The organism is Amycolatopsis sp. NPDC004169, from assembly GCF_040610315.1.
GTDB lineage: Bacteria > Actinomycetota > Actinomycetes > Mycobacteriales > Pseudonocardiaceae > Amycolatopsis.
Map to the genome: position 1 here is coordinate 39426 of NZ_JBEXMD010000032.1, position 26651 is coordinate 66076.

Annotated in this window: 22 protein-coding genes; 16 read left to right on the plus strand and 6 right to left on the minus strand. The window is 72.6% G+C overall.

Annotation, left to right across the window (positions count from 1 at the left end):
* Positions 1–5: 5 nt before the first annotated feature.
* The 8 genes from ABZX11_RS33530 (at position 6) to ABZX11_RS33565 (ending at position 10436) form a co-directional block, all read left to right on the plus strand.
* The gene (locus ABZX11_RS33530) at positions 6–953 is read left to right on the plus strand and encodes a pyridoxal-phosphate dependent enzyme (protein WP_354920611.1); all 948 of its coding nucleotides are present in this window, start codon (positions 6–8) and stop codon (positions 951–953) included.
* Positions 954–1089: 136 nt separating this feature from the next.
* Positions 1090–2256, plus strand: coding sequence for a carbohydrate-binding protein (locus ABZX11_RS33535; protein ID WP_354920614.1), 1167 nt, complete (start codon positions 1090–1092; stop codon positions 2254–2256).
* Between the two features lie 14 nt (positions 2257–2270).
* Complete coding sequence (locus ABZX11_RS33540; protein WP_354920616.1) at positions 2271–3545, plus strand: extracellular solute-binding protein; 1275 nt, start codon at positions 2271–2273, stop codon at positions 3543–3545.
* A gap of 71 nt (positions 3546–3616) precedes the next feature.
* Positions 3617–4540 (plus strand): sugar ABC transporter permease, encoded by a 924-nt coding sequence (locus ABZX11_RS33545; protein WP_354920619.1) that lies wholly within the window; start codon positions 3617–3619, stop codon positions 4538–4540.
* Positions 4537–5355, plus strand: a complete 819-nt coding sequence (locus ABZX11_RS33550) for a carbohydrate ABC transporter permease (protein ID WP_176170185.1) — start codon at positions 4537–4539, stop codon at positions 5353–5355. Before ABZX11_RS33545 ends, ABZX11_RS33550 begins: the two co-directional genes overlap by 4 nt.
* Positions 5355–6845, plus strand: a complete 1491-nt coding sequence (locus tag ABZX11_RS33555) for a beta-N-acetylhexosaminidase (RefSeq protein WP_176170186.1) — start codon at positions 5355–5357, stop codon at positions 6843–6845. Before ABZX11_RS33550 ends, ABZX11_RS33555 begins: the two co-directional genes overlap by 1 nt.
* A 125-nt stretch (positions 6846–6970) precedes the next feature.
* On the plus strand, positions 6971–7750 hold the full coding sequence (locus ABZX11_RS33560; RefSeq protein ID WP_354920622.1) for a GntR family transcriptional regulator: 780 nt from the start codon (positions 6971–6973) through the stop codon (positions 7748–7750).
* Between the two features lie 289 nt (positions 7751–8039).
* Positions 8040–10436 carry a hypothetical protein gene (locus ABZX11_RS33565; protein ID WP_354920625.1) on the plus strand — a complete coding sequence of 799 codons (2397 nt, stop codon included), beginning with the start codon at positions 8040–8042 and terminating at the stop codon, positions 10434–10436.
* 46 nt (positions 10437–10482) lie between these two features.
* Here the strand turns inward: ABZX11_RS33565 and ABZX11_RS33570 are convergent, their stop codons facing one another.
* The 4 genes from ABZX11_RS33570 to ABZX11_RS33585 are packed head-to-tail and all read right to left on the minus strand — an operon-like array spanning position 10483 to position 14885.
* Positions 10483–11247: an MHYT domain-containing protein gene (locus ABZX11_RS33570; RefSeq protein WP_354920628.1), complete on the minus strand. Its 765-nt coding sequence runs from the start codon at positions 11245–11247 to the stop codon at positions 10483–10485.
* A gap of 13 nt (positions 11248–11260) precedes the next feature.
* Positions 11261–11641 carry a DUF742 domain-containing protein gene (locus tag ABZX11_RS33575; RefSeq protein ID WP_176170190.1) on the minus strand — a complete coding sequence of 127 codons (381 nt, stop codon included), beginning with the start codon at positions 11639–11641 and terminating at the stop codon, positions 11261–11263.
* Positions 11638–12063 carry a roadblock/LC7 domain-containing protein gene (locus tag ABZX11_RS33580; protein WP_354920781.1) on the minus strand — a complete coding sequence of 142 codons (426 nt, stop codon included), beginning with the start codon at positions 12061–12063 and terminating at the stop codon, positions 11638–11640. The genes ABZX11_RS33575 and ABZX11_RS33580 overlap by 4 nt, the downstream gene beginning before the upstream one ends.
* A gap of 56 nt (positions 12064–12119) precedes the next feature.
* Positions 12120–14885: an ATP-binding protein gene (locus ABZX11_RS33585; protein WP_354920631.1), complete on the minus strand. Its 2766-nt coding sequence runs from the start codon at positions 14883–14885 to the stop codon at positions 12120–12122.
* 472 nt (positions 14886–15357) lie between these two features.
* Between ABZX11_RS33585 and ABZX11_RS33590 the strand changes: the two genes are divergently transcribed.
* From ABZX11_RS33590 to ABZX11_RS33620, 7 genes are all read left to right on the plus strand, one after another.
* A complete protein-coding gene (locus tag ABZX11_RS33590) occupies positions 15358–16608 on the plus strand; it encodes a low temperature requirement protein A (RefSeq protein ID WP_354920634.1) in 1251 nt (416 codons plus the stop codon).
* A 494-nt stretch (positions 16609–17102) separates the two neighbouring features.
* On the plus strand, positions 17103–17459 hold the full coding sequence (locus tag ABZX11_RS33595; protein ID WP_354920637.1) for a DUF6292 family protein: 357 nt from the start codon (positions 17103–17105) through the stop codon (positions 17457–17459).
* Positions 17440–19233, plus strand: coding sequence for a thiamine pyrophosphate-requiring protein (locus ABZX11_RS33600; RefSeq protein WP_354920640.1), 1794 nt, complete (start codon positions 17440–17442; stop codon positions 19231–19233). The genes ABZX11_RS33595 and ABZX11_RS33600 overlap by 20 nt, the downstream gene beginning before the upstream one ends.
* Entirely contained in the window at positions 19230–19550 is a 321-nt protein-coding gene (locus ABZX11_RS33605) for a hypothetical protein (RefSeq protein ID WP_354920643.1), read from the plus strand. The genes ABZX11_RS33600 and ABZX11_RS33605 overlap by 4 nt, the downstream gene beginning before the upstream one ends.
* 2 nt (positions 19551–19552) lie before the next feature.
* Positions 19553–20551 carry an SDR family oxidoreductase gene (locus tag ABZX11_RS33610; protein WP_354920646.1) on the plus strand — a complete coding sequence of 333 codons (999 nt, stop codon included), beginning with the start codon at positions 19553–19555 and terminating at the stop codon, positions 20549–20551.
* A 163-nt stretch (positions 20552–20714) separates the two neighbouring features.
* Complete coding sequence (locus ABZX11_RS33615; RefSeq protein ID WP_354920649.1) at positions 20715–21155, plus strand: hypothetical protein; 441 nt, start codon at positions 20715–20717, stop codon at positions 21153–21155.
* 59 nt (positions 21156–21214) lie between these two features.
* Positions 21215–22165, plus strand: a complete 951-nt coding sequence (locus tag ABZX11_RS33620; RefSeq protein WP_354920652.1) for an esterase-like activity of phytase family protein — start codon at positions 21215–21217, stop codon at positions 22163–22165.
* Positions 22166–22169: 4 nt separating this feature from the next.
* Here the strand turns inward: ABZX11_RS33620 and ABZX11_RS33625 are convergent, their stop codons facing one another.
* Positions 22170–23327: a TetR/AcrR family transcriptional regulator gene (locus tag ABZX11_RS33625; RefSeq protein ID WP_354920655.1), complete on the minus strand. Its 1158-nt coding sequence runs from the start codon at positions 23325–23327 to the stop codon at positions 22170–22172.
* Positions 23328–23471: 144 nt separating this feature from the next.
* Here ABZX11_RS33625 and ABZX11_RS33630 point away from each other — a divergent pair, with 144 nt between their 5' ends.
* On the plus strand, positions 23472–24647 hold the full coding sequence (locus ABZX11_RS33630; RefSeq protein ID WP_354920658.1) for an oxygenase MpaB family protein: 1176 nt from the start codon (positions 23472–23474) through the stop codon (positions 24645–24647).
* A 6-nt stretch (positions 24648–24653) separates the two neighbouring features.
* Here ABZX11_RS33630 and ABZX11_RS33635 read toward each other — a convergent pair whose 3' ends face one another.
* Positions 24654–26498 (minus strand): RICIN domain-containing protein, encoded by a 1845-nt coding sequence (locus ABZX11_RS33635; protein WP_354920661.1) that lies wholly within the window; start codon positions 26496–26498, stop codon positions 24654–24656.
* Positions 26499–26651: the final 153 nt, after the last annotated feature.

A 26651-nucleotide genomic window follows, 5' to 3' on the forward strand; every position in this document is an offset into this window, starting at 1 on the left:
CGCGGGTGCCGCAGACGCGCCTCGACCTCGCCCGGATCCAGGCCGCCCGCCGGGTGATCGACCCGGTCTTCCTCGACACCCCGCTCTACCGCTGCGAGGCACTGGAGCCGGTGCTCGGGTGCGCGGTGAGCATCAAGCTGGAGACGGCGAACCCGGTGCGCAGCTTCAAGGGCCGCGGCACCGAGGTGGTGGCGAGCGGCCTCACCGGGGCGGTGGTGTGCGCCAGCGCGGGCAACCTCGGCCAAGCCCTCGCGTGGTCCGGACGCGGCCGCGGGCTCGACGTCACCGTGGTCGCTTCGCGGCACGCGACGGCGGCCAAGCTGGAGCGCATCCGCGCGCTGGGCGCCCGGCTGGAACTGGTGGACGGCGACCACGAACCGGCCCGCGAACGCGCGGCGGCCATCGCCCGCCACGACGGCATCCGGCTGGTCGAAGACAGCCTGGACCTCGAAACGTGCGAAGGCGCGGCGACCATCGGCCTGGAACTGGTGGACGCCGGGCCGTCGTTCGACGCGGTCCTGATCGCCCTCGGCGGCGGCGCCATGGCCACCGGCGTGGGCCACGTGCTGCGGTCCCGGGCGCCCGGCACCGAGGTGGTCTGCGTCCAGCCGGCGGGCGCACCGGCGATGACGCGCTCCTGGCACGCGCGGCGCGTGGTGACCACCGGCCCGACGGACACGATCGCCGACGGCGTCGCCGGGCGCCGTCCGATCCCGGAGGTCCTGGCCGACCTCCTCCTCGTCGCGGACGACGCCGTGCTGGTCACGGAGGCGTCGATCATCGCCGGGATGCGGCTGCTGCTGGAACACGCCGGGCTGGTGGTGGAACCGTCGGCGGCGCTGGGCATCGCGGCGATCCTCGAGGACCGCGACCGGTTCGCCGGACGGCACGTGGTGACGATCATCTGCGGCGGCAACGTGGACCTGCCCGCCTACCGCGGCTGGGTCGGCTGAGCCGACCCCGAAATTACCAAAGGTAAGTTCTGCCGCCTCCTTGACTTTACCAATGGTCATGGAGGAAGGTACTGCCCACCTGATTCGTCTAGACCAATCGGCGCTCCCCGCGGACGGCATCCCCAGGAGGAGACCCATGTCCATCCGGACCACCACAGCAGCCTTGACGAGCATCGCGACCGCGGCCGCGACGGCCGTCGTCCTCTCCACCGGAGCCGACGCCAGCCCGGCGGCCGCGGCGGCCGGCTGCGGCGTGCTCTTCGACGACTTCCACTACGCCTCGCCCACAGACAGCGCCTTCGGCAGCGCCGGGTGGACCACCCGCAACGACGTCGGCAGCCCCGGCGTCCCCGGCGCCCGTTGGCTGACCGGCAACATCAGCTTCCCGGCCGTGGGCGGCGAACGCGTCGCGCAGCTCACCGCGACCACCGACGGCAGCGCCGCCGGCACCACGCATGCCGAGCTCTACCAGAACCAGCTGCGCTTCTTCGAAGGCACGTACGCCAGCCGCGTCCGCTTCACCGACGCGCCGGACAGCGGCCCCGACGGCGACCACGTCAACGAAACCTACTTCACGATCTCGCCGCTGCGGTACGACCGCGACCCGCTCTACAGCGAGCTCGACTTTTCCGAGTACCTGCCCAACGGCGGCTGGGGCGGCCCGCAAGCGGACTACCAGACCAGCTGGTACACCTACTGGAACAACCCGAGCTGGGACGGCCTGCGCACGTCCACCGCGCAGAACCGCAGCTTCGCCGGCTGGCACGACGTCGTCACCCAGGTCTCCGGCGGGCACGTGAAGTACTACATCGACGGCGTGCTCACCGCCGACCACACCACCGACGCCCAAGGCAACCCGGTGTACCCGCGCACGCCGATGTCCATCAACTACAACATGTGGTTCATCGACACCGCCGGGCACACGAGCGGCAACAGCGTCTACACCGAACAGGTCGACTGGACGTACTACGCGGGCAACCAGGTCGTCTCCCCGGCCGACGCCGTCGCGCAGGCCGGGCAGTACCGCTCGGCCGGAACGTCCCATGTGGACACCGTGACCGGCTGCACGACCCCGACCACCCCGCCGCCGACGACCGCCACCACCAAGCCCACCACGCCGACGACGCCCACCACCCCGACCCAGCCCGCGAACTGTTCCGCAGCACCGGAATGGGACTGGGGCACGGTGTACCTGGAGGGCCAGCGGGTGAAGCACAACGCCCACCTGTGGCAGGCGAACTGGTGGACCCAGGGTTCCGAGCCCGGGCTCACCGCCCAGTGGCGCGACCTCGGCCCCTGCTGACCCGGGAGTTCCCCATGCGCAGAAGCACTCTCGCCGCCGCACTGGCCGTCGCCGCCGTGACCGCCACCGCCTGCGGCACCGACACGCCCGCCCCCGCCGCCCGCGGCGGCACGCTCACCGTCTGGCTGATGAACGGTGACCTCAGCGACAAGGCCACCACGGCGATCAACGCCGCGTTCGAGAAGGCCACCGGCGCGAAGGTCACCGTGCAGATCCAGGAATGGGACAACATCAACACGAAGGTCAGCACCGCGCTGGCCCAGGACACCACGCCGGACGTCATCGAGATCGGCAACACGAACGTCCCGCTGTTCGCCGCCAACGGCGCGCTGACCGACCTGACCCCGCACCGCGCCGAGCTCGCCGCGGGCCAGACCTGGCTGCCCGGACTGGCCGGACCGGCCACTGTGGACGGACAGCTGTACGCTGCGCCGCTGTTCGCGGGCAACCGCGCGGTGATCTACGACAAGCAGGTGTGGGCCGACGCCGGTGTCACCACCCCGCCGAAGACCTTCGCCGAACTCACCGCGGCCCTGGACAAGGTCAAGGCGAAGCACCCGGCGCCGGACTACTCGGTCTTCCACTTCCCCGGCCGGTACTGGTTCGGCGCGCTGCAGTTCGTCTGGGACGCCGGCGGGCAGCTCGCCACGCAGCGGGACGGGAAGTGGACCGGTGCCCTCGAAAGCCCCGAAGCGCTGAAGGGGTTGCAGGCCTGGAAGGACTTCCAGAACGCCTACTCCTCCCCCGCGTCCCGCAACGTCGACACCAAGGCCCCCGACCAGGCCGCGATCTTCTCCTCCGGCGGAGCGTCGGCCATCCTCGACACGAGCGTCAACACCGTGCTCAAGAACAAGCCGGACCTGAAGGACCGGCTGGGCACGTTCCCGTTCCCGAGCGCCACGCCCGGGAAGACGCAACCGGTGTTCCTCGGCGGCTCGGACCTCGCCGTGGCGGCCAAGAGCCGCAACCAGGACCTGGCGCTGGCCTACCTCAAGGCGGCGACGGACCCGGCCGTGCAGCGCGACGCCATCGCCGGCATCGACGGGTGGACGCCGATCTCCACCGAGCTGATCGACCGGATCACGCCCGCGCTGCCGCCGGTCACCGCGGCCTTCGCCACCGCGGCGAAGACCAGCGTCGCCACCCCGGCCGCCCCCGGCTGGGCGACCATCGAGAGCGACAAGTCCATCAACACCTTCTTCGCCGACATCGCCACCGGACGCCGTCCGATCGCCGACGCGGCCCGGGAGTTCGACGCCCACCTGACCGAGGCACTGGGCGCCCGCTGACCGGCGGGGTGGCCCGGCCGACCGCCGTCCCCGCCTGGCCACCCCGCCCCTGCTTCCGCGAAGGAGTCCCCGTGCTGCTCGAAAAACCGCGCACCCGGGAAAGAACGCGACGCCGTTCCCTGCTCCCCTACGGCCTGCTCCTGCCCGCGACCGTCCTGCTCGGGCTGGTGCTCGGCTACCCGCTCGTCCGGCTGGTCGTCATCTCGCTGCAGGAGTACGGCCTGCGGTCGCTGTTCACCGGCAAGACGGGCTTCGCCGGCGGGGACAACTACGCCGCGGTCCTCGGCGATCCCCAGCTGCTGCCGGTCCTCGCCCGCAGCGTCGGGTTCTGCGCCGCCCTGGTGACCGGCACGCTCGTCATCGGCATCGGCGTCGCCCTGCTGCTGCTCCGCCTGGGCCGCCGGATGCGCACGGCAGTGACGCTGTGCCTGATCGCGGCGTGGGCGCTGCCGAACGTGGCCTCCACCCTGGTCTGGCAGTGGCTCTTCCAGCCCGGCTACGGCGTGGTGAACTGGCTGCTGGCCCGCGTGGGCTTCGGGGACTTCGCCCAGCACGACTGGACCACGAGCCCGGCGTCGGCGTTCACCCTCGTCTGGCTGCTGGTCGTGTGGCAGTCGGTGCCGTTCGCCGCGCTCACCCTGTACGCCGGTCTCTCGCAGATCCCGCGGTCCTACTACGAGGCCGCGGCGCTGGACGGCGCCGGGCCGTGGCGGGTGCACCGCACCATCACCCTGCCCTTCCTGCAGCCGATCCTCGGGCTGGTCACCATCCTCTCGGTCATCTGGGACTTCACCGTGTTCAACCAGATCTGGATCCTCACCCAGGGCGGGCCGGCAGGCGGCACGACGACGCTGGGCATCTGGACCTTCACCCGCGCCTTCAGCCGCAACGACTTCGGCCAGGGCGCGGCGATCGCCGTCGTCTCGGTCGCGCTGCTCGCCGCCTTGACCGCCGTGTACGTGCGGCGGCTCGTGCGGTCCGGGGAGGACCTGTGATCCGGCGGTTCGGCCGCAACGCCGCCGCCGCGGTGTTCTGCCTGGTGTGGATCTTCCCGGTCTACTGGATGGTGCTCACGGCGTTCAAGCCGACGGGCCGGATCCTCCAGCCGACGCCGGAGTTCCTGCCCTTCGACGTCACACTGGACAACTTCGCCGGCGCGCTGGCCAAGCCGGGGTTCGTGCAAGACCTCCTCAACAGCGTCGTGGTCGTCGTCGCGGTCGTCGTCCTGTCCATCGTGGTCGCCTTCCTGGCCGCGACGGCGTTGACGCGCTTCCGGTTCTTCGGGCGCCGCAGCTTCCTGGTCGGCGTGCTGGTGCTGCAGATGGTGCCGGTGCCCGCGCTGGTCATCCCGCTGTTCCTGGGCTTGAAGAGCGCGCACCTGCTCGACACGCTCTTCGGGCTGGTCCTGACCTACGTGGCGCTGGTGCTGCCGTTCACGATCTGGACGTTGCGGGGCTTCCTGCACGGCATCCCCGTCGAACTGGAGGAGGCGGCGATGGTCGACGGCGCGACCCGCGGACGCGTCATGCGCTCGGTCCTGCTGCCGCTGGTCCTGCCCGGGCTGATCGCGACCAGCGTGTTCGCCTTCATCACCGCGTGGAACGACTTCCTGTTCGCCTATGTGATCATGAAGGACAGCTCGGGCTACACGCTGCCGGTCTGGCTGGTCTCGTTCAGCACCAGCACGGGCACCGACTACGGCGGCCTGATCGCGGCGTCGACGCTGTTCGCGCTGCCCGTCGTCGTCTTCTTCGCGCTCGTGCAGCGCCACCTGGTCGAGGGCATGACCGCGGGTGCGGTGAAGGGCTGATGCTCATCCCCCGTCCCGCGCGGCTGACCCGCCACGCCGGCTCGTGCGTGCCCACCGGGATCCTTGCAGGCCCCGGCACCCGCGGCCCGGCCCGGCTGCTCGCCGCGTACACCGGCCTCCCGCTCGGCCACACCGGACCGGTCATCCGGCTCGCGCTGCGGCCGGGGTTCGGGCCGGAGGAGTACACCCTGCAGGTCACCCCCGACCGGGCGCTGCTCACCGCGTCCACGGAAGCGGGCCTGCTCGCCGGGGTGCAGACGATCCGCCAGCTGTCCCCGCGGCTGCCGTGCCTGACCATCCGCGACGCGCCCCGGCTGCCCTGGCGCGGCGTGCTGCTCGACGTCGCCCGCCACTTCATGCCGCTGGAGTTCCTCTACGAGTTCGTCGACCTGCTGGCCCTGCACAAGTACAACGTCCTGCACCTGCACCTGACCGACGACCAGGGCTGGCGGATCGAGATCGGCGGCTGGCCCCGGCTCACCGAGGTCGGCGCCTGGCGCGCGGAGTCGATGGTCGGGCCCGCCGGCAGCGGCGTCTTCGACGGCGTGCCGCACGGCGGCTTCTACACCCGGCGGGAGCTGCGCGGGCTGGTCGCCTTCGCCGCCGAGCGCGGGGTCCGGATCGTGCCGGAGATCGACCTGCCGGGACACGTGCGCGCGGCGCTGGCCGCCTACCCGGCGCTGGGCAACCGGCCTTCGGTGCCGCTGCCGGTGTGGACGGAGTGGGGCATCAGCCCGGACATCCTCGGTGTCCACGACGGCGTCTTCGCCTTCTGCCGGGACGTGCTGGCGCAGGTGGCCTCGGTGTTCCCGGCGCCCCACCTGCACATCGGCGGCGACGAGTGCCCGACGACGCAGTGGGAGACCAGCCCGGACGCGCAGGCCACCGCCGCCCGGCTCGGGGTGCGCCCGGCCGAGCTCCACCCCTGGTTCCTCGGCCGGCTGCACGGCATCGTCGCGGACCTGGGGCGCAAGGCGGTGTGCTGGGACGAGACCGGCCACGCCGCAGGACGGCTGCCGGCGGAGCTGGTCGTGACGGCCTGGCGCGACGCGGCCCACGGCGCCATCGCCGTCGCCCGCGGCCACCAGGTCGTCATGGCCCCGCACACGTCGACGTACTTCGACTACCGGCAGAGCGAGGAGCCCGGCGAGCCCCCGCGCGGACCGGTGACGACGCTCGAGGACGTCTACCGCTTCGACCCCCTGGACGGCGGGCTGCCGGTCAGCGACGGGACGAGGCCGGGGGTGCTGGGCACGCAGGCCCAGCTGTGGACCGAGCACGCACCGACCCCGGAGCACGTGCGGCACCTGGCGTTCCCCCGGCTGTGCGCGCTGGCCGAGCGGGCGTGGTCGCCGCCCGGCCGCGGTTATGCTGACTTCCACCGGCGCCTGACCGGCCACCTCGGCCGGCTGCGGGCGCTGGGTGCCCTGCCGAAGGAGCGCGTCCGGTTCGCCGGCGCGCTCGGAGTACCCGGGAAGACGGTGCCTTGACCGCTGGGACATCGGGGGCTTCGCCCCACACCGGGGGCTCCGCCACCCGCAACCGCTGGATGGAAGCCGGGCCACCCGGGGCCGCGTCCGCAGTCCGGAATCCCCGGAAAGAAGCCGGGTCGCCCGTGGCCTCGACCCCCATCGGCGATTCCGCCGCCCGGAACGCGCGGAACCCCGCCGGTGAGCCCGCGGACCGGCCGCCCACCGTGAAGCGCGACCGCGTCCGGCGGCACCTGCTCAAGGTGATCGAGAACGCCGGCCCCGGCACCGGGCTCGCCTCCGAACGGGACCTGGCCGCCGAGCTGGGGGTCTCGCGCCCGACCGTCCGCGCGGCCATCGACGAGCTCACCCGCACCGGGCTGCTGGTGCGCCAGCGCGGCCGCGGCACGTTCACCAGCCCGCAGAAGGTCACCCAGGAACTCGCGACCGGGCTCGCCGTGCCGCCCGCGGACGGCCACTGGACCAGCCGCGTGGTCGCCTTCGCGGTGTCCCCGGCCCCGCGGGCGCTCGCCGGGGAGCTGGAGCTGGAGCCCCGGACGCCGGTGCTGCGCGTGACCCGGGTCCGGCACGTCGACGACGAACCGATCGCGATCGAGCACCTGACGCTGCCCGCGTCCCTGGTCCCCGGCCTGCGCCCGGCGGACCTCGAAACCGGCAACTTCTACCGGCTGCTGCGGGAGCGGTTCGGCATCACCGTGCAGGACGCGGTGCAGACGATCGAGCCCGCGGTCACCAACCCGGAGCAGGCCGAGCTGCTCGAAATCGCCGTGTACGCCCCGATCCTGCACATCGAGCGGCTGACCCGCGACACGACCGGCCGGGCCGTGGAACTGACCCGCTCGGTCTACCGGGGCGACCGCTACCGCATCACGTCGCAACTCCGCTTCGACGCCGAATCCGGCTGACCGGGGTCAGGAAACAGATCTTCACCGACCGGGAAATAGTCTCGATCCGGCGACCACCCGTTACCCGATCGAGTGACGACCGCACGGCATCCGGGTGACGAAAACCGGGATCACCCCTCGTCAAACTTGGTTCGGACAGAGCCGCAGCCCCGACTAATTGCGCTGATCGCATCGCCTTTTCCGCGCCCGGGTGAGAGCACTTCAACGCACTGCCGGTGCGGCATAGGATTTTCCTTCGGCCGGGAAAACGATTCCCGTGCTTTTCCTTCGAAAGAATCGAGGACCATTCATGCGAAGACGCATGCCGGGAGCGCTCCTGGCCCTGGTACTCGCCTCGGCCGCCGCCGTGCCGTTGCCCGCGGCCGCCGATCCCGCGCCGCCGGTCTCGGCACTGACGAAGTCCGTGCAGGGCACCGGGTCCCCCGCCGACCACGGGGCGACCGCGAAGTGGGTCGTCGGCTACGAAGACCACGCGACCACGACCGGCGCCGCCACCATCACCGACGCCGTCGGCGCCGGGCAGTCCTACCAGTCCGGTTCCCTGCACGTACCGCCCGGCTGGACGCCGGAGTGGTCGACCGACGGCAGCACCTTCGCCGGCACCGAACCGGCGTCCGGGGTCACCGCCGTCCGCGCGACCAACCCCGGCGCCGGCCCCGACGCGACGCAGCTGTCCGGCGCGCTCACCCCGCCCGTGCAGGCGGTCACGACCGCGACCGGCGGTGACGGCTTCTCCCCGATCCTGTACCGGACGCCGGGCGGGGCGCTGCAGGCCTGGAACATCTACCACCACCTGGCGGCCGCTTCGCCGAAGGTGGTCTGCACCGACCTCGCCTCCGGGGCCCGCTGCCCGGGCGGCCCGTGGCCGAAGCCGCTCAACACCGCGCCCGGTCCGCTCGGCACCGGGGCGACCGGCGACATCGCGACCACGATGGTCGAGCAGTACGTGCGCGACCCCGCCGCGCCCGCGAAGGTCTACTACCCGGCCGTCACGGCGGCGTCCGTCGGCGTCGGCTGCCTCGACCTGGCCGCCGCGGCCAACTGCGGGTACTGGCCGCTGGCCGCCACCGGCGGCTCCCCCGCGGTGAACAGCATCACCGGGCTCGTCGAGACCGGCGGCAACCTCTACGGCCTGATCAGCAGCGGCGCGGTCGTCTGCTGGACCATCGCCACGCAGAGCGCCTGCGGCGGCCAGCCGTACGCCCCGATCGCCCCGGCGATCAGCGGCAACGCCTACATCTACGGCGCCGTGGACGTGGTCGCGGGCAAGGTGTTCGCGTCGTCGTCGAACCCGAGCACCGCGCAGCAGCCCTCGCTCGGCTGCTTCGACCCGGCGACGGCCACGGCCTGCGCCGGCTGGGCGTCCTGGCGGACGACGGGACCGGCGGGCAACTTCACCTTCAACGCCTACACGGCGTTCAGCACGGCCGGCACCCCGGTCGGGGTGTGCTCGTCGACGACGGGCGGGACGAACACCACGGCGTGCTTCGCCCTCGACGGCTCGGCCTCGGCCGCACCGCCGGGCGCGGCCGCGCTGCCGAACGGGACCTACGTGTTCAACCCGGAGGTCGTCACCGACCCGGGCGGCCACGTGCGCAGCTACCTCCCCGTCTGGAACGGCGGGATCGCGGGTGCCGCGGTCTGCCACGACTGGACGACCGGGACGGCGTGCGCTGGGCTGCCGGCGCGGATCACCCACCCGTCGGTGAACGGCGGCGCCACGCGGGACTACGGGTACGCCTACGACCCGCCGTCGGGCTGCCTGATCGGCCTCGGCGACGCGGGCGTGCTGTTCTCGATGGACCCGGCCACCGGGGCCACGCCGTGTGTCCGCTCCGGCGGGCAGGTGACCCTGCGTCCGGGTGACTTCTACTGCGACGGCGGAAGTCACGTCCAGGGCTACACGTCCGCGCGGCTGACGGGCGTCGACCCGGCGAACGTGGACTTCGCGGCTTCGCGGGTGACGGTCGTCGACTCCGATGGCGCCGTGGTGCCCACGCCGGGCTTCGCCCCGGACGGCTCGGTCGACCTGACCGGCGTCTCCGTGGCGGCGCACCCGTCGATCACGGTGACGACGACGCTGGTCCTGCGCAGCGCGGCGGGCTTCAGCGGCTCGCTGGTGGTCGACTTCGCGGGCGACGCGCCCCAGCTGTGCTTCCGCACGACGATCTCGCCGGACTGCGCGGTGACGTCGGTGGCGAACACGGCGACGGGCACGGACTCGACGGGGTCGTTCACGTCCAACACGGTGACGCTCCCGGTCGCCCCGGGCGCGTCCTGCACGCCGAAGGTGAGCGTGGAGAAGGAGATCTGCACGGCGGTCCACCCGGCCGACTGCGGTCCGGGCGGCGCCGGTCCGTGGGCGAAGCAAGCCCCGGTGGGTCTGCTCGGCGTGCTGGCGGCGTCGGCGTACTGGCGGATCACGGTGACGAACCAGGGTCCGGTCGGGATCACGTCCGCGCAGGTCGTGGACACCGTGGAGCCGACGTGCCAGACGGGCCCGTTCACGCTGGCGGCGGGCCAGGTGAAGCAGGTGTACTGCGCGACCTACGCCCTGCTGAACCTGTTCCCCATCACCAACAAGGCGAAGGTCACCTACGTGCCGGTGAACGTGCCGCCGGGAACCCCTCCGTCCACAACGGACTGGTCGTCGGCCAAGGCGTGTTCGCTGCTGTGCAGCGTCTGAGGAGGTGAGACAGCCGGGCCCGCGGGATCCCTCCCGTGGGCCCGGCTCACACCGTGACGGCGTCTTCCGCGACGGGCTCGGCGGCCTGCGGCGAGACCGCCGGGGCCATCAGGACCGCGCACAGCGGCACGGCCATCGCGATCGCCGCCAGCACGAACACCGGGAACAGGAAGGAGAACACCTCGACGCCGGCCGGGTCCGGGGCGTTCATGTCCATGTTCATCCGGACCGCCGCCATGCCCGTGTAGTGCATGCCCGTCACCGCGGCGCCCATCACGAAACCGGCCAGCAGCCGCAGTGAGAGGCGGTCGAGGAAGACCGCGAACCACAGGGCCGCCGTCGCCGCCACCACCGCGATCACCACCGAGAGCGCCACCAGGCCGCCGTCGTAGCCGAAGTCGCCCTTCACCCGCAGGGCCGACATCCCGGTGTAGTGCATGAGGTTGACCGCCAGGCCGGTGATGACGCCACCGACGGCGAGGCGCCACCAGCCGAACTTCGCGCGGCCGCCCACCACCAGCAGGCCCGCGAACACCGCCGTCACCGAGAGGATCGCCGAGAGGACCGTGCGGAAGATGTCGTAGCGGACCGGCATGCCCGGGGTGCTGAAGCCGAGCATCGCCACGAAGTGCATCAGCCAGATGCCGACGCCGCCGATCGAGATCGCGGCCAGCACGAGCCAGCGCACGCGGTGGCGGGGATCGGCGGCGTGGCGGGCCTGGACCGCGCACGCCAGGCCGAGCGCGCAGCCGACCACCGACGTCAGGTACGCGAGCACCAGCAGCCAGTGCCCCAGCGCGAAATGCTCCATGGCGAAGTCCTCTCTACAGGTCGCGCAGCCCGTGCAGCACGCGTTCCATCAGGTCGTGGCGCTCGTCCCAGGTGGCCGTGTCCGACAGCGTGTCGCGGACGATCACCAGGTTGTCCTGCATCAGGTCCGAGACGAGCACGCGGACCACGCCGAGCGGCAGCGCCAGCAGCGCGGCGATCTCCATCAGCGACCGCGGCCGGACGCACAGCTCGAGCACCTCGGCCAGCGCGCTCGACGTCTGGTAGGCGGCTTCCGCCCGGCCGTCGGCGGTGGTCTCGACCAGTGCTTCGACGGCGATCTCGACCGCCGGGGCCGTCCGGCCTTCGGTCCACGCGTAGGGGCGGGCCAGCGCCGCGCTGCGGCGCGGCTCGTCCCCGCGCGCGTCGTCGATCACCGGTGGTCCTGGGCCACCGGCATCTCGCGCGCGGGCACGTCGACCTTCTGCCCGACCCGCTCGACCAGCATCGTCATCTCGTAGCCGACCAGCCCGATGTCGCAGCCGGTGGAAGCGAGCACGACGAGGTTCGAGCCGTCCCCGACGCTCATCAGCAGCAGGAACCCCTGCTCCATCTCGATCACCGACTGCACCACCCGCCCGGCGGTGAACAGCTCCGCGGTGCCCAGCGACAGGCTGGACAGGCCGGCGGCGATGGCGGCGAGCTGGTCGGCCCGTTCCCGCGGCAATGCCTCGTCGGCGGCGACGAGCAGGCCGTCGGCGGAGACGAGCACGGCGTGCGCGACTCCCGAGACGTCCTGGACGAACCCGTTGACCAGCCAGTTCAGCGTCGCGGACCGTTCCGGTGGTGCGGGCGGCATCGCGCTGAAGGGGCGAGCCGCCTGTTCGCCGGCGGCGCGCCGGTGGTGCAGTTCCGTCATCGCGGGTCCACTTCGTCCTTCCGGGGTTGTTCGGCGCGCGCGGCGGTTTCCAGGCGGGCGGCGCGCATGCCCTGGTAGTGCCGCGAGAGACTGCTGCGCACGGCGGCGGCGTCGCGGAAGCTGCCGCCGGTCTGTTCCCGGACGCGGGGGACGACGGCACCGGGGGCGAGCTGCGCCCCGGGCCGCCGCGTGGGCAGCCCGGCATCGGTGAGCCGCTGGGCGGGGGCGGGCTCGAGAGCGCTTTCGGCGGCCCGCCGGGTCCGGTCGGCGGGGGTGTCCCAGTCGCCGACGGCCACCGGTTCGGACCGGGTGGGCGCCGGTCGGTCGGGGTTGTTCGCGGTTTCGGCGGAGGCCGGGGACGCGGTCGGGTCGGGGCGGGCCGCGGTTTCGGCCGGTTCTGCCGCAGAGGGCCCGGCGGCCGGCGCAGGGGCCGCTTCGATCCTCGCCACCTGCCCGGCTTCTTCCTGCGTCGCGGAGTCCCCCGCCTCGGGGGCTCGGTGTGCCGCGGGAGTCTCGAGCTGACCGGACCACCCCGCTTCCGACGGCTCGGCCTCCTCGGCCCGGTGCGCCGCAACCGACCGGCCCGCCCCGCCCGGAGATTCCGCCGGGCTCTCGGTGCCGGCAGCTCCGGCGTGACCCGAAGGCCCGCGGTCCACAGTGGGGCTGTCCGTGCGGTCCACCCCGGCGTACCGCGGCAGCTCGCCCGAAGGCCCGTGCCCCACCGCCGGCCACTTCACCGTCGTTCCGTTGCGCCGCACCGCCGGTTTGGCCGCCGGCTCGGTGAACCAGCTCGTCACCACCTGCTCGAAGATCGGCGTCGATGCCTGTGCCGGCACCTCCGGTGGGCGCTGGGCCGCGCGCGCCGCCGCCGGGGTCAGGCGGCCCGCGCCGATCGGGCGGGCCAGGTCCGCGATCACCAGGGCGCCCGGGACGTGGACGCTCGCCGTCACCCCCGCGTGGCGGGCCGCCGTTCCCGTGGCGCGCAACCGGACCGTCACCCCGTGCAGGGCCGCGAGCCTGCCGACCACGAACAGCCCCATCCGGCGGGTCGTCTCCGGGCCGACCGTGCCGGCCGCCGCCAGGCGGTCGTTCACCGTGGCCAGCTCCTGCGGGGTCATGCCGAGGCCCTGGTCGACCACCTCGATGAGCAGGCCGCCGTCGGCGCCGCGGTCGGCCGTCAGCGCCACCTTCTGCTCCGGCGGGGAGAACCGGGTCGCGTTCTCCAGCAGCTCCGCCAGGATGTGCACCACATCCGCGGCCGCCTCCGGCTGCACCGAGCTGCGCGGGGCGTTGCCCAGCGCCACCCGCCGGTAGTCCTTGACCTCCGACGTCGCCGCGCGCAGCAGGTCGCGCGTCGGCACCGGTTCGCGGCCGTGGCGGACCGGGCGGCCGCCCGCCAGGACGTGCAGGTTCTCGCCGTTGCGGCGCAGCCGGGTCGCGATGTGGTCGATGCGGAACAGCTCGTCGAGCCGGCGCGGGTTCTGCTCCCCCGCCTCGAGGTCCTCGATGATCGACAGCTGCTGCTCGACCAGCGACTGGCTCCGCCGCGACAGCGTCATGAACATCTCGCTGACCTGCTTGCGCAGCTCGGCCTGCTCCACGGCCAGCCGCACCGCCTGGCGGTGCATGTCGTCGAACGCGCGCGCCAGCTGGCCGATCTCCTCGTCGGTCCGCACGCCGGAGCCGGGCACCGCCCGCCAATCGACGTCGTGGCCTTCGCGGATCTGCCGGACGGTCGACGGCAGCTGCTCGTTCGCCGCGCGCAGGGCCTCCGCGCGCAGCCGGCGCACCGGGGTGACCAGCGACCGCACCACCAGCAGCGCGATCGCGAGCGCACCGAGCAGCGCGCCGAGGACCAGCGCGGTGTCGCGCAGCGAGTCGGACCGGGCGCGGTCGGCCGCGGCCGAAACGTCGTCCGCCAGCTTCGCCGAAACCTCCCCGAGCACGGCCGTCACGCCGGTCGTCTCGGCGGTGATCGAGGGCAGCAACGCCGCGAGCGGGCGGCCACCGCCCGACTCCTGCAGGGCGTCGAGCCGGCCTTCGGCGCCCTCGGCCGCCGCGGTGAACCGGGCCAGCGGGCCGCCGGTCAGCTGGTGTTCCACCTGCTCGGCGAGGACTTCCTGCTCGGCGGTGGTCTGGATGACGGCCGGGCGCAGCGACGCGTCGTCGGGGCTGGCCTGCGCGGCCCGCCGGTAGGTCTCCTCGGTGGCCAGCTCGCCGCGCAGGTGCACCAGCAGCCGCGTGGTCTCGGCGTTGCCGGCGTCGGCGGAGACGATCGCGGGCACGAGGTCGCCGAGGGTGCTGATGATGTCGTTGTAGCCGGCGGCCTTCGTGCGGACGTCGCCCCCGCCGGCCCCGGCGGCGCGGATCCCGGCGAGCTTGCCCAGCGCGGTGTTGAGCGCCCGGCCGGTGTCGCCGGGCAGCGGCGCGAAACCGGTGTCGCGCTGGACCGCCGCCACCTTCGCGTCGACGGCCGCGGTCAACGTGTCCGGCGCCCCGGCCGGGACGGCGACCGCGGCGACCATTTCCTCGCCCAGCGACGCGGTGAGGTCGATCGTGTCGTGCAGCACCGGCAGCCGGTCGCGGGCCGCGCTGAGCGCGGTGGCCCGGTCGAGTTCGCCCTGGATCCGGATTTCCGCGAGCGCCACCGCGACCAGGACCGGCAGCAGCAGGACGACGCTGATCTTGGTGCGGACGCTCCAGTGCGCCGGCCACCACGCGGCGTCCGCCGGGCGGCGGGGCGTGGCTCTGCTTTCGTGCATGGCGGAATCGCTCGATTCCCAGCCGCGCGGACGGCTGACGTCGAACTCGGACAGAACTCGGTCAGGACGAGGGCCCCAGTGCCGATCACGGACGCCGGAGGAGAACCGGATGCCCGGCTCCCGGACCGGGCACGACGTGGCGTTGATCGAACCGAACAGCAGAGAACATCACCCCCTGCGTGCTTGTCAACCCTGCACAGCGGCGTTTCGGAACGCGAGGGTGAAATTATTTCGAAAGCGCTCCCGCAGTTCACACATAGTGTTCCCGCGGTCGCTGGTTGCACACCGTTCAAGGGTGTTGCCGCAGCTCCGGCGGCTACTTGGGGGTAGCCGGAATTCTCCTGCGCACTGTCGGCAGAATTACCCTCAGCAGTCACCGGGACGAATTCGGCCGCCGTTCGAACAGTGGGTTATTAATTCCCGCGAGTGCCCGGGTGGAACTCACGGCCCGGCACCCGGCAGAATCGCCGCCGTGACCGAAGTGGACGAACGGGGCGGCAAGCGGGTCGGGTGGGTCGAGCTGTACTTCGACCTCGTCTTCGTTTTCGCGGTGGGACAGGTGGCGCACGGCGTCGTCGCGGACCCGCACTGGGCGCGCGCCGCCGCGGCGCTCGGGTTGTTCGCGACGCTCTGGTGGACGTGGATCGGCTTCGCCGTCCTGTACAACCGCCGCGGCGACGACAGCCGGGTCGCCGACCGGCTGTTCGTGCTCGCCGGCACGATCCCCTGCGGGATCGCCGCGACGCAGGCGCACCACGTCTTCGAGGGGCACGCAGAGATCTTCGCCGCGGCGATGGCCGGCGTCCGGCTCGTCCTGGCGGCGGCCCACCGCTGGCCCCGCGACTCGCGCGGCCAGCAGCGGTTCAGCTGGGGCTACGCGTTCTCGGCCGTCCTGTTCGGCGTGTCGGCGGTGCTGCCGCGCTACGGGCTGCTGCTGTGGGCGTTCGCGCTGGTGCAGGAGGCCGGGTTCCTCCTGCTCGACGACCGCCGCCGCGAACGGCACCGCGGTGAACGGCCCACCCGGGCGGCGCGGTGGCGGACCTTGCTCTCCCCGCCGCGCGACCCGAACCTGGCGATCGACTCGGCGCACCTCGCCGAACGGTTCGGGCTGTTCATGATCCTGCTGCTCGGCGAGCTGGTGATCACGGTCGGCACGGCGGCGCTCGAACGGCCGGCCGACGACCTGGGGTACTGGCTGGCCCTGGCCGGCGGGCTCGTCCTGGCGGGGGCACTGTGGTGGGTGTACTTCTCCTCCGCGGTGGAGATCTACGAGCGCATGCTCGGCTTTTCGGGCGGCAACCCGGCGTTGGCGTATTCGCTGTACGCGGGCGGGCACCTGCCGCCGGCCTTCGCGTTGCTGCTGATGGCGGCCGGGGTGAACCTGTCCCTGCACGAGTCCCCACCGCCCACGGCGACCTGGTTCACGACGGCGGGCCTGGCGATCTACCTGGCCGGGACGCGCGTCTTCGCGACCGGGTCCCGGCACTGGTACTTCACACTGGCCCGGGTGGCGGCCCTGGCGGCGACGGTGAACCTCGCGTTGCTGAGCCGGGTGCTGCCGGCCCCGGCGGTGGTGCTGGTCGTCGCCGCCTGGGCGGTGGCGGCGGCCGTGGTGACGGCGGTGGTCCGCCACCGGACCCGCACCCGCCTCGGCGAGGACCCGCTGACTTTCCTGCAGCAGGTCGCCGAGCGCCACCACCGGGAGCCGCAAGGGGGTGCCTGAGGAGCTATCGCCGGTTGTCCCCATCTCGGCCGGGTTGTGGACAGGCCGGGGCGAGCGGTTGTTTCGGGGGAATTTTCGTCGGGGCGGGTCGATACGCTGGAGCGGGGACGGTCCCCCAGGGAGGGCGGGCCCTGCGGGCAGGCGGAGCGCTCCTCGCCGGTCGGCCTGGCGCATGATCACGCGGTACCCGGGCGCCCCGCGGCCGACCTAGCCGGTCAGGATCTGCGGCGAGAGCACCTTGGGCGTCGCGTTCGTCCACTTCAGCTGCCGCAGCGTCCGCGGGCCGGCTCGGTCTCCTTCGCCGCCTGTGCGCCCTGGTCGAGCGACGCCCCGCCGCGCGGCGGTGAAGGGGGCGCAGGTCCGCCGGCAGCAGGCCCAGCTTCACCGCGCCACCTCCTCGTCGACGCTCGCCGGAACCGGCTCGGCAAGCATGATCGACGAGGAAAGCGGGTACGCGCCTTCGTGAGCGACCACGGAAGGAGGCGTCCGCGCCGGTGAAACCGGAACCCGGGCACGTCGAGGCGTCGGCCCTGCGCGACTACGTCGAGACCGTCGCCGAGCTGCTGCGGGTCGAGCCGGCCGCGTCCTGGAGCGAGTGCGGCAGTCCCTCGACCGCCTACATCGCCCTCGCCGCCCGGCACGCGGGCCGCTTCCTCATGCTGTCGTGGACCGACGGCCGCGGGTGGTGCCTGGCCGTGGAGCCGGACTGCGCGGAACCGCCCGCGGTGCTGGCCCGGTGGCCCGAGCCGGCGCGGCCCCGGCCCGCCGTGGTGGCCCGCCGGGTGCACGAGGCGCTCACCGAAGCCGCACCGCACGCCCAAGGGAGTACTCATGAGCCAGACAGTCGGTGACCACCTGCTCCAGCGCCTGCGCGAGTGGGGCGTGGACCAGGTCTTCGCCTACCCCGGCGACGGGATCAACGGCCTCGTCGCCTCGTTCGGCAAGGCGGACAACCAGCCCCGCTTCGTGCAGACCCGGCACGAGGAGATGGCGGCCTTCGCCGCGGTCGGCTACGCGAAGTTCAGCGGCAAGGTCGGGGTCTGCATGGCCACCTCCGGCCCGGGCGCGATCCACCTGCTCAACGGCCTCTACGACGCCAAGCTCGACCACGTGCCGGTGGTGGCGATCGTCGGCCAGACCGCGCGCAGCGCGATGGGCGGCAGCTACCAGCAGGAAGTCGACCTGCAGGCGCTCTACAAGGACGTCGCGAGCGAATACCTCGTCGAGGTCAACGTCGCCGAGCAGCTGCCGAACGCGCTGGACCGGGCGATCCGGATCGCCGAGGCGTCGCGCTGCCCGACCGCCCTGATCATCCCCGCCGACCTGCAGGAGGAGCCGTACTCGCCGCCGCAGCACGCGTTCAAGCAAGTGCCGTCCAGCCCGCCGGGCACGGCGTGGTCCCGTCCGGTGCCGTCCGAGGCGGAGATCGACGCGGCGGCCGAGGTGCTCAACGCGGGTGAAAAGGTCGCCATCCTGGTCGGGCAGGGCGCGCGCGGGGCGGCCGAGGAGGTCCGCCAGGTCGCCGAAGTCACCGGTGCCGGCGTGGCGAAGGCGTTGCTGGGCAAGGACGTGCTGCCCGACGACCTGCCGTGGGTGACCGGCTCGATCGGGTTGCTCGGCACCCGGCCGAGCTACGAGCTGATGCGCGACTGCGACACACTGCTGATCGTCGGCTCGAACTTCCCGTACAGCCAGTTCCTGCCGGACTTCGGCCAGGCCCGCGCGGTGCAGATCGACCTCGACGGCCGGCTCATCGGGATGCGCTACCCGACCGAGGTCAACCTGGTCGGGGACAGCGCGGCCACGCTGCGTGCGCTGCTGCCGAAGCTGGCGAGCAAGCCGGACCGGTCCTGGCGGGAGACGATCGAGAAGAACGTCGCCTCCTGGTGGGACACCGTCGAGAAGGAAGCGGCGGTCGACGCGCAGCCGGTGAACCCGATGGCGATCGTGTCGGAGCTGTCGAAGCGGATCCCGGAGGACGCCATCGTCACCGCGGACTCCGGTTCCTCGACCAACTGGTACGCCCGCAACCTGCGCATCCGCGGCGAGATCCGCGGGTCGCTGTCCGGCACGCTGGCCACGATGGGCCCGGGCGTGCCGTACGCGATCGGCGCCAAGTTCGCCCACCCGGACCGGCCGGTGATCGCCCTCGTCGGCGACGGCGCCATGCAGATGAACGGCCTCGCCGAGCTGATCACCATCGCCCGCTACCAGCACCTGTGGAGCGACTCGCGGTGCGTGGTCTGCGTCTTCCACAACAACGACCTCAACCAGGTGACGTGGGAGCTGCGCGCGATGGGCGGCGCCCCGAAGTTCGAGGAATCCCAGACGCTGCCGGACGTGGACTACGCCGGTTTCGCCCTGTCGCTGGGCCTCGCGGCCGTGACGGTCGACAAGCCGGACCAGCTGGCCTCGGCCTGGGACACGGTGCTCACCGCGCGCAAGCCGGCGGTGCTGGACGTCCGCTGCGACCCGGACGTGCCGCCGATCCCGCCGCACGCCACGTTCGAGCAGGTGAAGTCGGCCGCCCAGGCCGTGCTCAAGGGCGACCCGGACGCGTTCCACCTCGTCGCACAGGGCGTGAAGACGAAGCTGCAGGAGTTCCTGCCCGGGAAGAACCGGTGACGAGGATCGGCGGGTGCCGCGGTGGTGCGGTGGCGCGGGCGGTGTGGGGCGCCGGGCTCGTGGTGCTGTCGCGCTCCCTGCCGGTCCCGCGGAAGGTGGCACTGGCGCTGGGAATCCGTCACCTGGTCCAGGCGGCGGCCGTCCTGCGGCGGCCGGACGGCCTGGTCGCCCGCCGGGGCTGGACGATCGACGTGGCGCACGGCGTGAGCATGCTCGGCCTGGCGGCGGTGACCCCGCGGTGGCGGGGTGCAGCGCTGGTGAGCGCGGTGGGCGCGGCGGCATGGTGCCGCACGGCCCGCCCGGGGAAGCGGAGGTAATCATGAGTCAGGTCGTCGTGGTGACCGGGGCCAGCGGGGGCATCGGCCGCGCCGTCGCGCGGGCGTTCGGCGCCCGCCAGGACCGGGTGGCGCTGCTGGCCCGCGGGAAGGAAGGGCTCGAAGCGGCGGCGGAGGACGTCACCCGCCTCGGCGGGACGGCCCTGGCCATTCCCACCGACGTCGCCGACTTCGACCAGGTCGAGGCCGCCGCCGCCCGGACCGAGGCGGAACTCGGCCCGATCGACGTGTGGGTGAACGTGGCCTTCACGTCGGTGTTCGCGCCCTTCACCGAGATCGAGCCGGACGAGTTCCGCCGCGTCACCGAGGTGAGCTACCTCGGGTACGTCCACGGCACGATGGCGGCGCTGCGCCGGATGAAGCCGCGCGACCGCGGCACGATCGTGCAGGTCGGTTCGGCGCTGGCGTACCGCGGAATCCCGTTGCAGAGCGCCTATTGCGGCGCGAAGCACGCGATCCAGGGCTTCAACGAGGCCCTGCGCTGCGAGCTCCTGCACGAGCGCAGCCACGTCCGCACGACGATGGTGCAGATGCCGGCGATGAACACGCCGCAGTTCTCGTGGGTCCGGTCGAAGCTGCCGGACCAGGCCCAGCCGGTGCCGCCGATCTACCAGCCGGAGGTGGCGGCTCGGGCCGTCGTGCACGCGGCGGGCCACCCGCGCCGCCGGGAGTACTGGGTCGGCGGGAGCACGGTCGGGACGTTGCTCGCGAACGCCGTCGCGCCGGGTGTCCTCGACCGGTACCTCGCCCGGACCGGCTACCGATCCCAGCAGACCGGCACGAAGAAACCGCCGGACCAGCCGGAGAACCTGTGGTCACCGGCGGACCGCGAGCGGGATTTCGGGGCGCACGGCCGGTTCGACGAGCAGGCGACAGCGCGGAGTGCGCAGCTGTGGGCGAGCCGGCACCACGGCGTGGTCGCGGCCGCGGGAGGCGCGTTGGCCGCAACGGCGCTGGCGGTGTGGCGGCGGGCGCGGGCGTGACCGCGCTCAGGCCGGCCGGGTGCCGCGGAGCCTGACCGGCCGACGCGACGCACCGCCGGGCATCGGCCGAAAGGACGAGGCAGCAGCCCCGGAACCGCCCCTTCGGCCGAGGTGACCAGGCCCTTCCCCGCCCTAGCTTGATCACCGGGTGGGAGGAGGGACCATGGAGTTCACCGCCAAGCGGGTCGTCATCGCCGCGGCCGTGGCCGGGGTGGCGGTGGTGGCCGTCGGGGCCACCGTGATGGCCACCGCCGCCGATCCCGTCTCGCCCGAGGTCACCGGCGCGACCCCCGCCGACGCCGGTCACCCCGGCGAAGGCAAGTACACCACCGGGGATTACGTGCTCACCGTCCACGAACTCGACGACGACGGCGAAGGCACGAGCACGGCGATCGGGCCGCACACCACGTACTACTCGAAGACGTTGCACGGCAACGGAACCCGCCGGCACACGGTGGTCAAGTTCTCGGCCGGGACGGACGGCGACGGCGCGATCGTCTTCAGCTACCCCGTGCCCGCCCCCGGCCGGGTCGTCGACTGCGTGGCCGCCGGGACCGAGGCCGCGCCGCAAGTGCGGTGCGAGACCAGGTTGCCCGCCGGGTGATCGGCTCGGTACAGTCCGAAGCAACGCCGCGTTGCCCCTTCGACCCACAGGAGCACGACGTGCGTTCCCTCCTCTGCCTCACCGCTGTCCTTCTCGCCCTGCCCGTCGGCAGCGCGGAAGCCGCCACCACGCAGAAATGGCCCGGTGATCCGGCCGTCGCGGTCGCCGATCCCGCCGGGGTGCTCGGCGACAACGTCAGCGGGCTCTCCTTCGACGGCCCCGACGTGCTGTGGGCGGTCAAGAACGGCCCGGGCACCCTCTACCGGCTCGTCCGCGACGGCAGCGGCTGGCGGCCCGCCGGCAACTGGCCGCTGCGCTACCGGAACGGCGAAGGCGACCCGGACGCCGAAGGGGTCGTCCGCACACCCGACGGCGTGCTCGTCGCCACCGAGCGCGACAACGACGGCGACGGCAGCCTGCTGAAAGTCCTGCGGTACGCCCCGGGATCGACCTCCGGCGCCCTCGACGCCGCCGCCGAATGGGACCTCACCGACGACTTGCCCGCCGTCGACGACAACGGGGGCTTCGAAGGCATTTCCTGGATCCCGGACAGCTTCCTGACCGCCGGCGGCTTCCGCGACGACCGCACCCAAGCCGCCTACGACCCGGCCCGCTACCCCGGCCACGGGACCGGCCTCTACTTCGTCGGCCTCGAGGACACCGGCAAGGTCTACGCCTACGCCCTCGACCGGGCCGGCGGCGGGTTCAGCAGGGTGGCGTCCTTCTCCAGCGGCTTCCCGAAGGTCATGGAGCTGGAGTTCGACCCGGCGACGGGCAGCCTCTGGTCCGTCTGCGACGACACCTGCTCCGGCAAGACGGCGACGTTGCGGCTGAGCGGCGGCAAGTTCGCCGTCGCGGCGACCTACGCGCGCCCGGCGAAGATGCCGAACTACAACAACGAAGGGTTCGCCATCTCCCCCGCCTGCGCCGCCGGGCACCGCACGGTCGTCTGGGCCGACGACGGCAACGACGGCGGTCACGCGCTGCGCAGCGGGATGTTGCCCTGCTGAAGCCTCACAACCCGAGCGCGCTCACCAGCAGGGCCGCCACCGCGGTGCGGTGCTCGGGCCGGTCCGCCCACCGCAGCCGGCGGCCGGCCTCGACCACCACGCCGAAGCCCGCGTGCACCAGCACCCGGGCCTGGCGCGCGTCGAGGTCCGGGCGGGCTTCGCGCAGGTGCTGCTCCCACACCGCGATGTGCTCGCGCTGCGCCGCCACCAGCGGGCGGCGCAGCGCGTCCGGCAGGCCGGCGATTTCGGCGTTGGCCACGCTGTTGAGGGCGCTGTGCTCGAAGCTGTACGCCACGTACGTCGCCGTCAACGCGTTCAGGGCGTCGTGCGGGCCGGTCGTGCCGCGGAGGTTGTGCTCGACCGCCTGGGCCAGCAGGCCGGCCGCCTGCAGGCAGGCTGCCGCCAGGATGTCGGCCTTGCCCGGGAAGTAACGGTAGAGCGCCGACGGGACCAACCCCACCGCCTCGGCGATCCGGCCGTTCGTCACGGTCGCGAACCCGTCCCGTTCGAACAACGGGACAGCGGCGGCGAGGATCTCCGAACGCCGGGTCCGGGGCACCGGCGGGGCGGGGATCTCCACCGCGGGCGCGGCCGCGGTGACGGGGCCGGTGGCGGCCACGCGCAGGGCCGCCGCGCGCAGCAATTCCCCGACCCGGCGCGGCGCGATCGCGTTGTGGTGGGTCGTGACGGACCCGATCGCCCCCAGCGCCCCGACGGCCCGCAGGTGCTCGCCGGGCCCCGGGTGCTCGCGCCGCACCGCTTCCGCCACGCGCTCGACGACGTGCGCGAACTTGCCCGCGAGCAGCCGCCTGTCCTCGCGTTCGAGGTAGCGGGCCTCCCAGCGGTACACGCCGCCGGTCTCCCGGTGCGCGACGGTGACCGTGGTGACGGCGCCGAAGACCTCCGCCAGTGACGCGTCCGCGGGCACTTCGGCGAGCGCGGCGACGAGCCGGTCCGCCATGACGTTCGCGCACTCGGCGAACAGCGCGTACTTGTTCGGGAAGTGCCGGTACAGCGCGGCGGCGGTGATGCCCACGCGCGCCGCGATCTCCTCCATCGACGCCGCGTGGTAGCCGCGCTCGCTGAACACCGCGGCGCCCGCCTCGACGATGAGCTGCCTGCGGTTGCGGGGCCGGACGGCCGCGGCCGGCTCGGCGGTCACCGGGCTGAGGGGTGCGGAAGTCGGGCCATGAGCTCAGTCAACCACAGGCCAGCCGGGTCTTGCCGACGCGCGAGTCACCTTCTATGTTAATCAGGAATCTCCTCTCGAAGAGCCCATTACCTATCAAGGAAGCTAGGTAAGTGAATGAGCAATCTCAGCAGGAGGAACGTTCTCTCCCTCGGTGTCGCGCTCGGTCTGGCGAGCGCGGCGAGCGCCGTCCCGGCCTGGGCCGCGAGCGCCGACCCGTGGTGGGTCTGGGACGACGAAGTCGACACCCTGCTGGCCGGGCTCGTCGACGGCGGCGGGGTGCCCGCAGTCAACACCGCGCTGCGGAGCTGGGTGAACAACGCCGACCCGCTGCCGGCCGGCCTGCCCGCGGACCTCACCGGCTGGCTGCAGCGGGCCAACCGGCTGCCGTCCTGGGCCGACCCGGTCAAGCTGCGCCGCGCCGCCGACTTCAACCGGCGCAAGGACACCTACCTGTTCCTGCTCTACGGCCTGGGCAGCGGCATCATGAGCACGGTCATCCCGCGGGAGGCCCGGTCGGTCTACTGGTCCGCAGGCGGCGCGAACATGCAGGACCGCGCCGCAAAGACGTTCACCTTCGGCTACGACCTGAGCGAGCTCGGCGCGTTCGAGCCCTCGGGCCAGTTCGTCGTCACGGCCAACAAGACGCGCCTGGTGCACGCGGCCGTGCGGCACCTGCTGCCGCAGTCGCCGCACTGGCGGGCCGTCGCCGACGAGCGGATCCCGATCAGCAACGGCGACATCCTGGTCACCTTCCACAGCCTCGGCACCTTCGTGCACCGGAAGCTGCGCGAGTGGCACGTCCCGATGTCGGCCGCGGACGAGGACGCCTTCCTGCACCAGTGGCAGGTCGCCATCCACCTGCTCGGCGTCCGCGACGAGTTCGTCCCGCAGACGTGGGCCGCGGCCGACGCGCAGTCCGCCCAGGTGCTCACCCCGCTGCTGTCCCCCACGCCCGAAGGCAAGGAACTCGCGGCCGACCTGCTCGGGCTGACCGCGCAGATCGACCTGGGCGTGACCCGCGGTTTCCTCAACGAGTTCGTCCGGTACGTGCTCAGCAACGAAGTGGGCGACTGGCTCGGCCTGCCCCGCGACTACGCGGCGGCCACCCTGATCCGCACCGGGTGGCCCGCGTACATCGCTTTCCGGGAAGGCCTGCTGCCCATCGCCCCGGCCGGCTTCTACGTCTTCGATCAGTTCGTCCGCGCGCTCGCCATGCTGTTCCTCAACAAGGGGACGTCGTCGACGACCACCCCGATCACCATCCCGACCGGCAACCGGCCGGGTGCGTGAAGTGCGTCAGGCCGGTCCCCGGCCCCACAGCCGCCAGGTCTGGTTGAGCGGGCTGTTCTGGGTGACCGGCTTGCACGTCCACTGGATCACCGCACCACGGGCGGCGGTGGACACCCCGCTGACGTCGACGCACTTGCCGCTGTGCCGGGCGACGAGCTGGTAGTCGTGGACGTCGTTGCCGCTGTAGGTGACCCGCCGCGGCGCGAACTGCTGGTTCGTCGCACCGTCGGTGCAGGTGCGCTGCTGGACGGCGGCCCCGTCGTCGGCCGAGGCACCGGCGACCTCGAGGCACTTGCCGCTCTGCTGGTTGACGACGGTGTAGGTGCCCGCGACGCCGGGCACCGGGCGGAAGTTCCACTGCTGCTGGGCACCGCCTTCGCAGAAGTCCTGCTGCTGCCGGTTGCCGTCGGCGGTGCTCAGGTCGGTGTTGTCCAGGCACTGCTGGGAATGCTGGGCGACGGCCACGGTCTGGAACCCGCCGTCCGACGGCGGCAGCAGGGTGACGCTGAGCGCGTCGTCGACACTGGCGTGCGGGACGGTGACGGTGACGGCGTTGCCGGAGACGGCCACCACCGAGTCCCGGATGGTCACCGGCCCCGCCACGGCGGCCCCACCGTTGAACGGAATCTGCTGGACGACGATCCGCACCTGGTTGTTCTGGACGATGCCGGAGGTGGCATCGAGCCGCTGCAGGGCGACAGAGACGTTCCCGGTGGTGCCCCCACCCCCGACGAGGACTTTGGCCACTCCGGCGGCCTTCGTGGCGAACGGGTCGTAGGCCGGGCTGGGCTTCGAGGAGACGATCTGGCCGGTCTGCGAGCCGTAGAAGCGGTAGGCCCACCACTCGCCCTTGGGCAGGTACCGGCCGGTGGAGTTGCGGACGAGCAGGTTGCCGAGATCGTTGTGCAGGTTCCCGCCGCTCGCCCAGTTCGCCCGCAGCCCATCGGCCCCGGCCCGCTCGAGCCGGGCGATGTACCAGGAACCATCACCGGGATTCTGTTCGTTCGAGGCCCCGTACTCGTTGATCTGGTAGGGCCGCGGGTGGGCAATCCCCCGCGCCCCGAGCGACGAGTCGGCCGCGGCGACGTTCGCCACCGGATCCCCGGGAAGTGAGTGCCAGCTGACGATGTCGGGGACCGTGTTCGAGCCGCGGACGAAGTCGAGGTACTGCGTCCACCAGCTCGTACCGGTGGAGGGCACCCCGGCCAGGCTCGGCCCGACGATCGCCTGCGCGGGGAAGGCGGAACGGACGCGCTGGTAGGCGCGCTGCCACATGGCGAAGTACTGGCTCTGCGGCCGGTTCCAGAAGGTGGTGATGTTCGGTTCGTTCCAGAGGTCCCACTCCACCGGGGCACCGGTCGCGCGCACGTCGTTGATCAGGCGGGTGAGGAAGGCGTCGTAGTCGGACCAGTCACCGTTGTCGCCGGGGAACCGGGAGATCGGGTAGCCGTCCGCGCCCCAGAGATCGTGCACGAGCAGGACGAACTGCCCGCCGAGCGAACGGGTGCGCAGCAGCTGGGCGCGGGTGGCGTTCCACCGCCGGTCGTACTTGCCGGACACCCAGCCGCCCGGGCTGTCGAGCTGCGCGCCGCCGGCCCGCATCGCCTGGAAGTTCACGTCCCGGAAGAAGTGGTCGGGCGGGTTCGCGGCGTTCTCGGTCATGCCGTAGATCCACCCGGAGGCCCGATAGGTGGGCGAGCTGCCGGCGACGGAGAAATCGACGGAAACCGACTCGTCAGCGGCTCGGGCCGGCTCGGCGAGGGCGACGGCGGAGGCACCGGTCAGCGCACCGGCAACGAGGAAGGCGGCCAGGCCACGACGGGCACGGGGCCGCGGACACGAGAGGTCCACAGACGACTCCTTTGGCGGTGGACGGCGGGGCCGAGCCATCGTCGAACCGGTTCGACCACCACGGACAGTACGCCGCAGGCTATTCAGCGACAATCGACCGAACGGAGGCGAACCGGTTCGCCGAGTGTCATGGGTGGTGAAGCCATCGAAAAG

What these genes read in the sequence shown, in the direction of transcription:
- ABZX11_RS33615 (WP_354920649.1), top strand. Translation starts at nt 20,715, where the DNA reads ATGGAGTTCACCGCCAAGCGGGTCGTCATCGCCGCGGCCGTGGCCGGG.
- ABZX11_RS33555 (WP_176170186.1), top strand. Translation starts at nt 5,355, where the DNA reads ATGCTCATCCCCCGTCCCGCGCGGCTGACCCGCCACGCCGGCTCGTGC.
- ABZX11_RS33630 (WP_354920658.1), top strand. Translation starts at nt 23,472, where the DNA reads ATGAGCAATCTCAGCAGGAGGAACGTTCTCTCCCTCGGTGTCGCGCTC.
- ABZX11_RS33565 (WP_354920625.1), top strand. Translation starts at nt 8,040, where the DNA reads ATGCGAAGACGCATGCCGGGAGCGCTCCTGGCCCTGGTACTCGCCTCG.
- ABZX11_RS33585 (WP_354920631.1), bottom strand. Translation starts at nt 14,885, where the DNA reads ATGCACGAAAGCAGAGCCACGCCCCGCCGCCCGGCGGACGCCGCGTGG.
- ABZX11_RS33540 (WP_354920616.1), top strand. Translation starts at nt 2,271, where the DNA reads ATGCGCAGAAGCACTCTCGCCGCCGCACTGGCCGTCGCCGCCGTGACC.
- ABZX11_RS33600 (WP_354920640.1), top strand. Translation starts at nt 17,440, where the DNA reads ATGAGCCAGACAGTCGGTGACCACCTGCTCCAGCGCCTGCGCGAGTGG.
- ABZX11_RS33580 (WP_354920781.1), bottom strand. Translation starts at nt 12,063, where the DNA reads ATGCCGCCCGCACCACCGGAACGGTCCGCGACGCTGAACTGGCTGGTC.
- ABZX11_RS33610 (WP_354920646.1), top strand. Translation starts at nt 19,553, where the DNA reads ATGAGTCAGGTCGTCGTGGTGACCGGGGCCAGCGGGGGCATCGGCCGC.
- ABZX11_RS33535 (WP_354920614.1), top strand. Translation starts at nt 1,090, where the DNA reads ATGTCCATCCGGACCACCACAGCAGCCTTGACGAGCATCGCGACCGCG.
- ABZX11_RS33570 (WP_354920628.1), bottom strand. Translation starts at nt 11,247, where the DNA reads ATGGAGCATTTCGCGCTGGGGCACTGGCTGCTGGTGCTCGCGTACCTG.